Source organism: Pseudomonas sp. NY15437 (assembly GCF_048068435.1).
In the GTDB taxonomy this organism is placed as follows: Bacteria; Pseudomonadota; Gammaproteobacteria; order Pseudomonadales; family Pseudomonadaceae; genus Pseudomonas; species Pseudomonas nitroreducens_B.
This window is the reverse complement of the sequence record NZ_JBLUQC010000001.1, coordinates 330,478-343,055: the sequence shown is the minus strand read 5'-3', so window position 1 is coordinate 343,055 and position 12,578 is coordinate 330,478. Positions and strand designations below refer to the sequence as shown.

Annotated in this window: 10 protein-coding genes; 7 read left to right on the top strand and 3 right to left on the bottom strand. The window is 64.9% G+C overall.

What is annotated here, in order from left to right; all coding sequences use genetic code 11:
- Positions 1 to 28: 28 nt before the first annotated feature.
- Positions 29 to 499 (top strand): YaiI/YqxD family protein, encoded by a 471-nt coding sequence (locus tag ACNFIA_RS01595; RefSeq protein WP_259758633.1) that lies wholly within the window; start codon positions 29 to 31, stop codon positions 497 to 499.
- A gap of 307 nt (positions 500 to 806) precedes the next feature.
- On the opposite strand, the gene elbB is transcribed toward ACNFIA_RS01595, so the two are convergent.
- Positions 807 to 1,460 carry an isoprenoid biosynthesis glyoxalase ElbB gene (gene elbB / locus ACNFIA_RS01590; protein WP_416782642.1) on the bottom strand — a complete coding sequence of 218 codons (654 nt, stop codon included), beginning with the start codon at positions 1,458 to 1,460 and terminating at the stop codon, positions 807 to 809.
- A 153-nt stretch (positions 1,461 to 1,613) separates the two neighbouring features.
- Here elbB and ACNFIA_RS01585 point away from each other — a divergent pair, with 153 nt between their 5' ends.
- Positions 1,614 to 2,852 (top strand): sterol desaturase family protein, encoded by a 1,239-nt coding sequence (locus ACNFIA_RS01585; protein WP_416782641.1) that lies wholly within the window; start codon positions 1,614 to 1,616, stop codon positions 2,850 to 2,852.
- On the opposite strand, the gene ACNFIA_RS01580 is transcribed toward ACNFIA_RS01585, so the two are convergent.
- Positions 2,853 to 3,413, bottom strand: coding sequence for a DedA family protein (locus ACNFIA_RS01580; RefSeq protein WP_259759519.1), 561 nt, complete (start codon positions 3,411 to 3,413; stop codon positions 2,853 to 2,855).
- Between the two features lie 233 nt (positions 3,414 to 3,646).
- Between ACNFIA_RS01580 and hemB the strand changes: the two genes are divergently transcribed.
- Both hemB and ppk1 read left to right on the top strand, forming a co-directional pair.
- Positions 3,647 to 4,660, top strand: a complete 1,014-nt coding sequence (hemB, locus tag ACNFIA_RS01575) for a porphobilinogen synthase (RefSeq protein WP_259758636.1) — start codon at positions 3,647 to 3,649, stop codon at positions 4,658 to 4,660.
- 20 nt (positions 4,661 to 4,680) lie between these two features.
- Positions 4,681 to 6,885, top strand: a complete 2,205-nt coding sequence (gene ppk1, locus ACNFIA_RS01570; RefSeq protein ID WP_259758637.1) for a polyphosphate kinase 1 — start codon at positions 4,681 to 4,683, stop codon at positions 6,883 to 6,885.
- Between the two features lie 358 nt (positions 6,886 to 7,243).
- On the opposite strand, the gene ppx is transcribed toward ppk1, so the two are convergent.
- Complete coding sequence (gene ppx, locus ACNFIA_RS01565; RefSeq protein ID WP_416782640.1) at positions 7,244 to 8,746, bottom strand: exopolyphosphatase; 1,503 nt, start codon at positions 8,744 to 8,746, stop codon at positions 7,244 to 7,246.
- A gap of 190 nt (positions 8,747 to 8,936) precedes the next feature.
- Here ppx and trxA point away from each other — a divergent pair, with 190 nt between their 5' ends.
- From trxA to ubiD, 3 genes are all read left to right on the top strand, one after another.
- Positions 8,937 to 9,263 (top strand): thioredoxin TrxA, encoded by a 327-nt coding sequence (gene trxA, locus ACNFIA_RS01560; RefSeq protein ID WP_015475045.1) that lies wholly within the window; start codon positions 8,937 to 8,939, stop codon positions 9,261 to 9,263.
- A gap of 238 nt (positions 9,264 to 9,501) precedes the next feature.
- Positions 9,502 to 10,764 carry a transcription termination factor Rho gene (gene rho, locus ACNFIA_RS01555; protein ID WP_138519777.1) on the top strand — a complete coding sequence of 421 codons (1,263 nt, stop codon included), beginning with the start codon at positions 9,502 to 9,504 and terminating at the stop codon, positions 10,762 to 10,764.
- Positions 10,765 to 10,869: 105 nt separating this feature from the next.
- The gene (ubiD, locus tag ACNFIA_RS01550) at positions 10,870 to 12,336 is read left to right on the top strand and encodes a 4-hydroxy-3-polyprenylbenzoate decarboxylase (protein WP_416782639.1); all 1,467 of its coding nucleotides are present in this window, start codon (positions 10,870 to 10,872) and stop codon (positions 12,334 to 12,336) included.
- Positions 12,337 to 12,578: the final 242 nt, after the last annotated feature.

Sequence of the window (12,578 nt, the reverse complement as noted above, 5' to 3'; positions counted from 1 at the left end):
GTGCTTTTCGAAGGAAGGTTTTCCCCCGATGCGTATCTGGATCGACGCCGACGCCTGCCCGCGCGCGGCCAAGGAGCTGGTGGCGAAGTTCGCCCTCAAGCGCAAGCTGGAGGTGGTGATGGTCGCCGGCCAGCCCGTGGCCAAGCCGCCGTTCGCCTGCGTCAGCCTGATAGTGGTCCCCAGCGGGATGGACGCCGCCGACGATTACCTGGTGGAGCAGGCCGAGCCCGGCGACCTGGTGATCTGCAGCGACGTGCCGCTGGCCGATCGGCTGGTGAAGAAGGGCGTCGATGCGCTGGACCCGCGCGGCCGCGAGTTCGACGAAAAGAACATGGGCGAGCGCCTGGCGGTGCGCAACCTGTTCACCGACCTGCGCGAGCAGGGGCAGGTGGGCGGCGGACAGGCACCCTATGGCGACAAGGACCGGCAGGCCTTCGCCAATGGCCTGGACCGGCTGCTGACGCGGCTGATGCGCGAGGCAGAGGCGCGCAAGGCCTGATTCGGCCTGAAACGAAAACGCCCGGCATTGCCGGGTGTTTTCGTTTCAGGATGGCGCTTTCGTAGGAGCGGAGCTTCTCCGCGATGCTTGTCTGTAAGGCAAGCCATTGACGGACAGATACATCAGTACTCGGGTCAGCCCTCACCCTAACCCTCTCCCAGGGGGAGAGGGGACCGTTCGGCGCAGGATGAAGCCGGGGCGTCAGCCGGCACAATCTGCCCCCTCTCCCTGAGGGAGAGGGTTGGGGTGAGGGGGACGCGCAGGCACAGACCTTCCGGGGAGGACAGTTGCTCCTGCGGGTTCTCCCTCAGGCCAGCTCCAGCACCCGATCCACCGCCTTGTTGATGCCGCTGGCAGCTTCGGCGATGGACTGCGCGAGCATGTAGGCCGGGGTGGTGACCAGCTTGTGGTCCTTGTCCTCGACGATATCTTCCACGGCGCAGTCGACGTGCTTGGCGCCCATGCGGGTCAGCGCCTGGGCGGTGCCCTCGTCGGTGCCGATGGTGCATTCCACGCCGGCGCCGTAGATGCGCGCGGCGATCGCGGGGGCGATGCAGAACAGGCCGACCGGCTTCTTCGCCGCGGCGAAGGCCTTGGCCAGGGCGAGCACGTCCGGCTGCACCTCGCACTGGTCGCCTTTGAAGGCGAAGTCGCTCAGGTTCTTCGCCGCGCCGAAGCCGCCGGGCACGACCAGCGCGTCGAAGTCCTCGACCTTGGCATCGCGCACGTCCTTCACGTCGCCGCGGGCGATGCGCGCCGATTCCACCAGCACGTTGCGGCTCTCGGCCATCTCCTCGCCGGTGAGGTGATTCACCACATGGTGCTGGGCGATGTCGGGGGCGAAGCACTGCACCTGGGCACCGCGCTGGGAGAGGCGCAGCAGGGTGATCACGCTTTCGTGGATCTCGGCGCCGTCATAGACGCCGCAGCCGGAGAGGATGACGGCAACTTTCTTCTGCATGTACTGCTCCTGTTCGAAGATGCCGGGCGTGTCGCGATATGCCGCCCGGGTTGTCGCCGGCGGTCGGGGCCGGCGCGGGAGTAGGGGCTAGGATCAATCGTCAGGGCGCTGCGCCCTGAGGCCTTCCCATAAGCATAACGACTCGGCCGCGCCATGAACTACATCCTCTTCGCCGTACCCTTCTTTTTCCTGCTGATCGCGATCGAGCTGCTCGCCGACCGCTGGCGTGGCCTGTCCACCTATCGCCTGAGCGATGCGCTGAACAGTCTCAGCGCGGGCGTGCTCTCCACGACCAGTGGCCTGCTGACCAAGGGCCTGGCGGTCGTGACCTACACCCTCGCCTGGCAGCACCTGGCGCTCTGCGAGCTCTCCGCGCAGAGCCTGTGGGTCTGGGGGTTCGCCTTCGTCTTCTACGACTTCTGCTACTACTGGAATCACCGCCTGGGCCATGAGCGCAATGTGCTCTGGGCCGCGCATTCGGTGCACCACCAGAGCGAGGACTACAACCTTTCCACCGCACTGCGGCAGACCAGCACCGGCTTCCTCTTCGGCTGGATCTTCTACCTGCCCATGGCCGTCGCCGGCGTGCCTCCGCTGGTGTTCCTCACGGTCGGCGCGCTGAACCTGCTCTACCAGTTCTGGGTGCACACCCGGCACATCCCCAAGCTGGGCTGGTTCGAGTGGATCTTCATCACCCCGTCCAACCACCGTGTGCACCACGCGCAGAACGCGGTCTACATGGATCGCAACTACGGCGGCGTGTTCATCGTCTGGGACCGCCTGTTCGGCACCTTCCAGGAAGAGTTGGACGCGGAGCCGGTGGTCTTCGGCGTCACCGTGCCGCTGGCCAGCTGGAACCCGCTGTGGGCCAACCTGCAGGTCTACGCGCACCTATGGAGCGATGCGCGCCGCGCCGGCAGCCTGTGGGACAAGTTGCGCATCTGGTTCATGCGTACCGGCTGGCGCCCGGCGGATGTCGCCCAGCGCTACCCCATGGCCAAGCCGGACCTGGCGGCCTTCCGCAAGTTCGACGTACCGCTGAGCCGTGGCCGGCAGGTGTATGCCGGCGTACAGTTCGCCACCTACGTGGTGGTGGGGACCTGGCTGCTGGGCGTGGGCGAGCACTGGCAGGTGCTGCCGCTGCTGGTCGGCTGGAGCTGGATGGCTTTCGGGCTCTACGCCATCGGTTGCTGGCTGGAGAACCGCACCTGGGCGCTACGCCTTGAATGGCTGCGATTGGCGCTGAACGTGCCGGCAATGGCGGCGCTCACGCTGGGGGGAGGGATTGAGCTGCCGCAGTGGGCGCCCTGGGCGCTGGCGGTGTACTCGCTGCTCAGCCTGATCGGTCTGCTGGGCCTGCGTCGCGCCGAGCGCGTGCCGCAGGCGGCCTGATCAGTCGGCCTTGGCGGCCTTGAAGCGACGGCGCAGCCAGAACAGCAGGCCGATCACCACCAGGCCGCCGAGGACCATGAGTTCGTACTTCTTGATGTTGCCCAGCACGCCTTCGAGCACGCTGCCGAAGTAGAACGCCGCGCCGCCCAGCACGGCGGCCCAGACGATGGCGCCAATGCCGTTGAGCAGCAGGTAGCGCGCCGGCGGGTAGCCGGACAGGCCGATGGCCACCGGCATCACGGTGCGCAGGCCGTAGACGAAGCGGAAGCTCAGCACCCACAGGTCGGGGTGCTTGCGCACGTGCTCCAGCGCCTTGTCGCCCATCTTCTGCCAGCGCGGCTTGCGCGCGAGCAGCTTGCGGCCGTGGCGACGGCCGAGGAAATACCAGAGCTGGTCGCCGGCGTAGCTGCCGAAGAAGGCCACCGCGATGACGTACTCCAGCTGCATGTAGCCGCGGAAAGCCAGGAAGCCGGCCAGTACCAGAATGGTCTCACCCTCGAAGAACGTGCCGAGAAACAGCGCGAGGTAGCCGAAATCCTGCAGGAATTGTTGGAGCATTATCGAGGCAACGCAGCGAAATGAACGCGAAGCCTAACCCGGTTGCGGCCCGCAGGGAAGGCACCCCAGTCAGCACAACTGACTTGGAACAAGTCCGTGCCGGCCCAGAGCGGCGGCGTGACGCTGCGGCAGGATGCCGCGACCAAGGGTCACTGTTACCGGTTGTTACCAATCGGTCATAATTCAGGGCTATAACTGTCAGACTGTGCCTGCTGCATCAGGCCCTGGAGTACGCCGTGAGCTTCATTCCCGCCGATCGTGCCTTCCCCTTCACTCGACTGCGTCGCAACCGTCGTGACGAGTTTTCCCGCCGCCTGGTGCGCGAAAACGTCCTGACCACCAACGACCTGATCCTTCCGGTGTTCGTCCTCGACGGCAAGAACCAGCGTGAAGCGGTGCCCTCGATGCCGGGGGTGGAGCGCCTGTCCATCGACCTGCTGCTCAAGGAAGCCGAGGAACTGGTGGAGCTGGGCATTCCGGCGCTGGCGCTGTTCCCGGTGACCCCGCCGGAGAAGAAATCCCTCGATGGCGCCGAAGCCTTCAACCCCGAGGGCATCGCCCAGCGCGCCACCCGCGCCCTGCGCGAACGCTTCCCGGAGCTGGGGATCATCACCGACGTGGCGCTGGACCCCTTCACCAGCCACGGCCAGGACGGCATCCTCGACGAGGATGGCTACGTTCTGAACGACGTTTCCGTTGATGTGCTGGTCAAACAGGCACTTTCCCACGCCGAGGCCGGCGCCCAGGTCGTGGCGCCGTCGGACATGATGGACGGCCGCATCGGCGCTATCCGCGAGGCCCTGGAGTCCACCGGGCACGTCAACACCCGCATCATGGCCTACTCCGCCAAGTACGCCAGCGCCTACTACGGCCCGTTCCGCGACGCCGTCGGCTCCGCCGCCAACCTGGGCAAGGGCAACAAGGCCACCTACCAGATGGACCCGGCCAACAGCGACGAAGCGCTGCACGAGATCTACGCTGACCTCGCCGAAGGCGCCGACATGATCATGGTCAAGCCGGGCATGCCGTATCTCGACATCGTTCGCCGCGCCAAGGACGAATTCCGCGCGCCGACCTTTGTCTACCAGGTCAGCGGCGAGTACGCGATGCACATGGCCGCGATCAACAACGGCTGGCTCAGCGAAGCGGTGATCCTCGAATCGCTGCTGGCCTTCAAACGCGCGGGCGCAGATGGCATCCTGACCTACTTCGCCAAGCGCGCTGCACAACAATTGAAAAGCGGGGGCTGACCCCCACTGATGAGACCGCGATGAATACCGAAGGCATTAGCGAAAACGAAGTTATCGAAGCTGACACCACCGCTGAAATCTCCGACGTCGTCGTGACGGAGGTCGCCGAGGCGACGCCGCCGCCCGCCGAGCCGGCGGTTCCGGCGATCAACGTGGATGACAGTGCCCTCTACATTCATCGCGAGCTCTCGCAGCTGCAGTTCAACATCCGCGTGCTGGAGCAGGCGCTGGATGAGTCCTACCCGCTGCTGGAACGCCTGAAGTTCCTGCTGATCTTCTCCAGCAACCTCGACGAGTTCTTCGAGATCCGCGTCGCCGGCCTGAAGAAGCAGATCACCTTCGCCCGCGAACAGGCCGGCGCCGACGGCCTGCTGCCGCACCAGGCGCTGGCGCGCATCAGCGAGCAGGTGCACGAGCAGGTCGCCCGCCAGTACAGCATCCTCAACGACATCCTGTTGCCGGAGCTGGCCAAGCACGACATCCGCTTCATCCGTCGGCGCTACTGGACGCCGAAGATCAAGGCCTGGGTCCGTCGCTTCTTCCGCGATGAAATCGCGCCCATCGTCACCCCCATCGGCCTCGACCCGACCCACCCGTTCCCGCTGCTGGTGAACAAGAGCCTGAACTTCATGGTCGAGCTCGAGGGCCTAGACGCCTTCGGCCGCGATTCCGGCCTTGCGATCATCCCGGCGCCGCGTTCGCTGCCGCGGATCATCCGCCTGCCGGAAGACGTCGCCGGCCCCGGCGACAACTACGTCTTCCTCTCGTCGATGATCCACGCCCACGCCGACGACCTGTTCCACGGCATGAAGGTGAAGGGTTGCTACCAGTTCCGCCTGACCCGTAACGCCGACCTCTCGGTGGACGCCGAGGACGTCGAAGACCTGGCCCGCGCGCTGCGTGGCGAGCTGTTCTCGCGCCGTTACGGCGATGCGGTGCGCCTGGAAGTGGTGGACACCTGCCCGACGCACCTGTCCAACTACCTGCTCAAGCAGTTCGGCCTGTCCGAGAGCGAGCTGTACAAGGTCAGCGGCCCGGTCAACCTGACCCGTCTGTTCAGCGTCACCGGCCTGGCCAGCCATCCGGAGCTGCAGTCGCCGCCGTTCACCCCGACGATTCCCAAGCTGCTGCAGAAGAAGGAAAACCTGTTCAACGTCCTGGGCAAGCTCGACGTGCTGCTGATGCACCCGTTCGAGTCCTTCACCCCGGTGATCGACCTGTTGCGCCAGGCCGCCAAGGACCCCAGCGTGCTGGCGATCAAGCAGACGCTGTACCGCTCCGGCGCCAACTCGGAGATCGTCGACGCGCTGGTGGAAGCCGCGCGCAACGGCAAGGAAGTCACCGTGGTGATCGAATTGCGGGCGCGCTTCGACGAGGAATCCAACCTGCAGCTGGCCAGCCGCCTGCAGCAGGCCGGCGCGGTGGTGATCTACGGCGTGGTCGGCTTCAAGACCCACGCCAAGATGATGCTGATCCTGCGGCGCGAGGATGGCGAGCTGCGCCGATACGCGCACCTGGGCACCGGCAACTACCACGCCGGCAACGCCCGCCTGTACACCGACTACAGCCTGCTGACCGCTGACGTGGCCCTCTGCGAGGACCTGCACAAGCTGTTCAACCAGCTGATCGGCATGGGCAAGACCCTGCGCATGAAGAAGCTCCTGCACGCGCCCTTCACCCTGAAGAAGAACCTGCTGGAGATGATCAACCGCGAGGCCGCCCAGGCAGCCGAGGGCAAGCCGGCGCACATCATGGCCAAGGTCAACTCGCTGACCGACGCCAAGGTCATCCGCGCGCTGTACAAGGCCAGCCAGGCCGGCGTGAAGATCGACCTGGTGGTGCGCGGCATGTGCTGCCTGCGTCCGGGCGTGCCGGGCGTGTCGCACAACATTCAGGTGCGCTCGATCATCGGCCGCTTCCTGGAGCACAGCCGGATCTACTACTTCCTCAATGGCGGCGAGGAGAAGCTCTATCTCTCCAGCGCCGACTGGATGGAGCGCAACCTCGACATGCGCGTGGAGACCTGCTTCCCGGTGGAAGGCAAGAAGCTCGTGCTGCGGGTGAAGAAAGAGCTGGAGTCCTACCTGACCGACAACACCCAGGCCTGGGTGCTGCAGTCCGACGGCAGTTACGTGCGCCAGAGCCCCAGCGGCAACCAGAACGCCCGCAACGCCCAGGCGACGCTGCTGGAGCGCCTGTGCACGCCGGTGATCAGCGTGCGCTGATTCGTCTGCGCTGCGTGGAAGCCCTGCCTCGGCAGGGCTTTTTCATGGCCGCCATTTGTGTTTGAGCGGGCCATGCCCGCGATAGCGCCGCACCGAGCCGGATACCATCGCGGACCAAGTCCGCTCCTACGCCCATCCTCATCCGCGCATAACCCGTTCCAGGTTATGCGTCTCATGCCTGCCAGAATGCTCTTCGTAGGACCGAGGGGGACGCCCAGTCCTTGCTCGCGAACCCTGCCTCGCTGCTGGGGAATGTTCGCGAGCAAGCTCGCTCCTACAGGTCAGGCCAGGGATGGTGCGCGAAATGAAAAAGCCCCGGCGCTTGCGTGCCGGGGCTTTTGTCGTTCGTGTGGGGCGATCAGCTCACGCTGAGCGAATAGCCCACGCGCTTGAGCCATTCGGCTTCCTGCTCGAAGTCCGCCTGGGTCAGCGGGTTGGCGGCCAGCCAGCCATCGGGGAAGCGCACGTCCAGCGACTTGCCGGAGGCCTTGAGGGTCACGGCCGGCATTTCCTGGGTGCCACGGATGTGGTGGAAGAGGATGGCGAAGCGCAGCACGATGCACAGGCGGATCAGCTTGTCGCCCTCGTCGCCCAGCTCGTTGAACTTGTCCACCGGGATGTTGCGGCGGTGGCCGCGCACCAGCAACGCCAGGGTCAGCTGGTCCAGGCGCGAGAAGCCGGCCAGGTCCGAGTGCTCCAGCAGGTAGGCGCCGTGCTTGTGGTAGTGGTAGTGGGCGATGTCCAGGCCCAGCTCGTGGACGCGGGCGGCCCACATCAGCAGCTCGCGGTGGCCCTCGTCGTTCAGGTCCCAGGCCTTGGCGACCTGGTCCAGAGATTCCAGCGCCTTGGCCTCGACGCGCGCGGCCTGCTCCGGATCGACGTGGTAGCGCTCCATGAGGGCGCTGATGGTGCGCTCGCGCACGTCCTCGTGGTGGTGGCGGCCCAGCAGGTCGTAGAGCACGCCCTCGCGCAGGGCGCCCTCGGAGTGGGTCATGCGGGTCAGCTCGAGGGCGTCGAACAGCGCCTCGAGGATCGCCATGCCGGCCGGGAAGATCGGCCGGCGGTCAGGCTTGATGCCGTCGATGTCGAGCTTTTCGACCTCGCCCAGCTTGAACATCTTGCGCTTGAGCCAGGCCAGGCCCTCGGGGTTGATCTCGCCGTTTCCGTGGCCGCCGGCCTGGATAGCCAGGCAGATCGCACGGATGGTGCCCGAGGCGCCGACGGCCTCGTCCCAGCCCAGGCGGCGCAGGCTGTTCTCGATGCTCATCAGCTCCAGGCGGGCCGAGGTGTAGGCCTGGGCGTAGCGCGCCGGGGTGATCTTGCCGTCCTTGAAGTAGCGCTGGGTGAAGCTCACGCAGCCCATCTGCAGGCTTTCGCGCAGCTGCGATTCGAACTGCTGGCCGATGATGAACTCCGTGCTGCCGCCGCCGATATCCACCACCAGGCGCTTGCCGGGGTTGTCCTGCAGGGTGTGGGAGACGCCCAGGTAAATCAGGCGCGCTTCTTCACGGCCGGAAATGACTTCCACCGGGTGGCCGAGGATCTGGTCGGCGACTCGGATGAATTCGGCGCGGTTGCGCGCTTCGCGCAGGGCGTTGGTGCCCACCACGCGGACCGAACCCGGCGGCATGCCGTTGATGAACTGGGCGAACTGCTTCAGGCAGTCGTAGCCGCGCTGCATGGATTCTTCGGTCAGCAGGCGGTCCTCGCCGATACCCGCCGCCAGCTGGACCTTCTCGCCCAGCCGCTCAAGAATGCGGATTTCGCCGTGATCGGCCTTCGCCAAAACCATGTGGAAACTGTTCGAGCCAAGGTCGATGGCCGCGATCATGGGGAAGGTCTTGGCTGGGGTATGGGGCATAGGGGCAGGTCCGGACAAATACGGGAGACATCCTGCCATTTTAGGCGGGGAGTGCCAATGAAGGGGTTGTCACCGATCAGAAGTCACCGCGGCAGCGATAGATACACTCAATCAGCTGCGCCTTTCGGTGTGGGCCGAGGCGGGATATGATGGCGGACACTTTTTCGCATCCGATTGACGGAGAGAATACATGAGCGAACATATCGTCAATGTTACCGATGCCAGCTTCGAGCAGGACGTCCTGAAGTCCGACGGTCCCGTGCTGGTCGACTACTGGGCCGAATGGTGTGGCCCGTGCAAGATGATCGCCCCGGTACTGGACGAGATCGCCAAGGACTATCAGGGCAAGCTGAAAGTCTGCAAGCTGAACATCGACGAGAACCAGGACACCCCGCCCAAGTACGGCGTGCGCGGCATTCCGACCCTGATGCTGTTCAAGGGCGGCAACGTCGAAGCGACCAAGGTCGGCGCGCTGTCCAAGTCGCAGCTGGCTGCCTTCCTCGACAGCAATATCTAAGTCGAGAAGCCCCGAAAAACCCCGCCAATATGCGGGGTTTTTTCGTTATTGCCCCTAGACGCTCCGAAACTCGGGTGTTAAATTCGGGCGCACAACGATTATTTCGTTGTCCCCTGCAAGCCGTCGCCGACGCACTTCCCATTCGAATTCCAAGCGATCCTGTCCGTCATCTACGGCGCGGCTCTTCAAGCATCACGCTTGTTCCCTTTTCCCCTTTCAGCGTATTTACGTCCCTTCTATGAATCTGACCGAACTCAAGCAAAAGCCGATTGCCGAATTGCTGGAAATGTCCGATGCCATGGGCCTGGAAAACATGGCTCGTTCGCGCAAACAGGACATCATCTTCGCACTGCTGAAAAAGCATGCGAAAAGCGGCGAGGAAATCTCCGGTGACGGCGTGCTGGAGATTCTCCAGGATGGCTTCGGCTTCCTGCGCTCCGCCGATTCCTCGTACCTGGCCGGCCCTGACGACATCTACGTCTCGCCCAGCCAGATCCGGCGCTTCAACCTGCGCACCGGCGATACCATCATCGGCAAGATTCGGCCGCCCAAGGAAGGCGAGCGTTACTTCGCCCTGCTGAAAGTCGACTCGATCAACTTCGATCGTCCGGAGAACGCGAAGAACAAGATTCTCTTCGAGAACCTGACGCCGCTGTTCCCGACCAAGCGCCTGACCATGGAAGCCGGCAACGGCTCCACCGAGGACCTCACCGGCCGTGTGATCGACCTCTGCTCGCCGATCGGCAAGGGCCAGCGCGGCCTGATCGTCGCCCCGCCGAAAGCGGGCAAGACCATCATGCTGCAGAACATCGCCTCGAACATCACCCGCAACAACCCCGAGTGCCACCTGATCGTCCTGCTGATCGACGAGCGCCCGGAAGAAGTGACCGAAATGCAGCGCACCGTGCGCGGCGAAGTGGTCGCCTCCACCTTCGACGAGCCGCCGACCCGCCACGTGCAGGTCGCCGAGATGGTGATCGAGAAGGCCAAGCGCCTGGTCGAGCACAAGAAGGACGTGATCATCCTGCTCGACTCCATCACCCGTCTGGCCCGTGCCTACAACACCGTGATCCCCAGCTCCGGCAAGGTGCTCACCGGTGGTGTCGATGCCCATGCCCTGGAAAAGCCCAAGCGCTTCTTCGGCGCCGCGCGCAACATCGAGGAAGGCGGTTCGCTGACCATCCTCGCCACCGCGCTGATCGAAACCGGCTCGAAGATGGACGAAGTGATCTACGAGGAATTCAAGGGTACCGGTAACTCGGAACTCATCCTCGACCGCCGCATCTCGGAAAAACGCGTGTTCCCGGCGATCAACATCAATCGCTCCGGCACCCGTCGCGAAGAGCTGCTCACCGGCGAGGAAGAGCTGCAGCGCATGTGGATCCTGCGCAAGATCCTGCACCCGATGGACGAGATCGCCGCGGTCGAATTCCTGCTCGACAAGCTCAAGCAGACCAAGACCAACGACGAGTTCTTCGACTCGATGAAGCGCAGCAAGTAAGCGCTCTGCGAGACCAACGAGGCCGGGGAAACCCGGCCTTCGTGTTTCTGCATGGCGCTGATAGGCGGTAGACTGTCGCATCATCCTGCCGCCATCGAGACCCTCATGCAGTATCGCGACCTGCGCGAGTTCATCGCTGCCCTGGAGCAGCGCGGACAGCTCAAGCGCATCCAGGCGCCGGTATCCCCGGTGCTGGAAATGACCGAGGTGTGCGACCGCACCCTGCGCGCCAAGGGCCCGGCCCTGCTGTTCGAAAAGCCCACCGGCTACGACATCCCCGTGCTCGGCAACCTGTTCGGCACGCCCGAGCGGGTGGCCCTGGGCATGGGCGCCGAGGACGTTTCCGAACTGCGCGAGATCGGCAAGCTGCTGGCCTTCCTCAAGGAGCCCGAGCCGCCCAAGGGGCTGAAGGACGCCTGGTCGAAGCTGCCGATCTTCAAGAAGGTCATCAACATGGCGCCCAAGGTCCTCAAGGACGCGCCGTGCCAGGAAGTGATCGAGGAGGGCGATGACGTCGACCTGTCCAGGCTGCCGGTGCAGACCTGCTGGCCCGGCGACGTCGCGCCGCTGATCACCTGGGGCCTGACCGTCACCCGCGGGCCGAACAAGGAACGGCAGAACCTGGGCATCTACCGCCAGCAGGTGATCGGCCGCAACAAGGTCATCATGCGCTGGCTCAGCCACCGCGGCGGCGCGCTGGACTTCCGCGAGTGGTGCCAGAAGCACCCCGGCCAGCCCTACCCGGTGGCCGTGGCCCTCGGCGCGGACCCGGCGACCATCCTCGGCGCCGTGACGCCGGTGCCGGACAACCTCTCCGAATACGCCTTCGCCGGCCTGCTGCGCGGGCACAAGACCGAGCTGGTGAAGTGCATCGGCAACGACCTGCAGGTGCCGGCCAGCGCCGAGATCGTCCTCGAAGGGGTGATCCACCCCGGCGAGATGGCCGATGAGGGCCCCTACGGCGACCACACCGGCTACTACAACGAGGTGGACCGCTTCCCGGTGTTCACCGTCGAGCGCATCGCCCGCCGGCAGAAACCCATCTACCACAGCACCTACACCGGCCGCCCGCCGGACGAGCCGGCGATTCTCGGCGTGGCGCTGAACGAAGTCTTCGTGCCGATCCTGCAGAAGCAGTTCCCCGAGATCACCGACTTCTACCTGCCGCCCGAAGGCTGCTCGTACCGCATGGCGGTGGTGACCATGAAGAAGCAGTATCCCGGCCACGCCAAGCGCGTGATGCTGGGTGTGTGGTCGTTCCTGCGACAGTTCATGTACACCAAGTTCGTTATCGTCACCGACGACGACATCAACGCCCGCGACTGGAACGACGTGATCTGGGCCATCACCACGCGCATGGACCCCAAGCGCGACACGGTGATGATCGACAACACCCCGATCGACTACCTGGACTTCGCTTCGCCGGTCTCGGGCCTGGGGTCGAAGATGGGCCTGGACGCCACCCACAAGTGGCCGGGCGAGACCAGCCGCGAATGGGGCCGGGTGATCGAGAAGGACCCGGCGGTGACCCGCCGCGTCGACGAGATCTGGGCGAGCCTGGGCATCGATTGATGGCCGGGTAACCTTGTCGGAGCGAGCTTGCTCGCGAACATGCATGCTCCTGACAGATCAAGAGCCCCTCACCCTAACCCTCTCCCGCAAGCGGGAGAGGGGACCGTTCGGTGCAGGATGAGGCCATGGTGTCAGCCGGCACGGATTGCCCCCTCTCCCTGCGGGAGAGGGTTGGGGTGAGGGGAAAGTGCCGGCACGGAATATCCGCGAAGGCCAGTCGCTCCCACAGAAAATCAGAAGAA

Bases quoted from the DNA above. Each gene is read 5' to 3' on its own strand.
- ppk1 (WP_259758637.1), top strand. From the start codon at position 4,681: ATGAATACCGAAGGCATTAGCGAAAACGAAGTTATCGAAGCTGACACC.
- elbB (WP_416782642.1), bottom strand. From the start codon at position 1,460: ATGCAGAAGAAAGTTGCCGTCATCCTCTCCGGCTGCGGCGTCTATGAC.
- trxA (WP_015475045.1), top strand. From the start codon at position 8,937: ATGAGCGAACATATCGTCAATGTTACCGATGCCAGCTTCGAGCAGGAC.
- ACNFIA_RS01595 (WP_259758633.1), top strand. From the start codon at position 29: ATGCGTATCTGGATCGACGCCGACGCCTGCCCGCGCGCGGCCAAGGAG.
- rho (WP_138519777.1), top strand. From the start codon at position 9,502: ATGAATCTGACCGAACTCAAGCAAAAGCCGATTGCCGAATTGCTGGAA.
- ACNFIA_RS01585 (WP_416782641.1), top strand. From the start codon at position 1,614: ATGAACTACATCCTCTTCGCCGTACCCTTCTTTTTCCTGCTGATCGCG.
- ubiD (WP_416782639.1), top strand. From the start codon at position 10,870: ATGCAGTATCGCGACCTGCGCGAGTTCATCGCTGCCCTGGAGCAGCGC.
- ppx (WP_416782640.1), bottom strand. From the start codon at position 8,746: ATGCCCCATACCCCAGCCAAGACCTTCCCCATGATCGCGGCCATCGAC.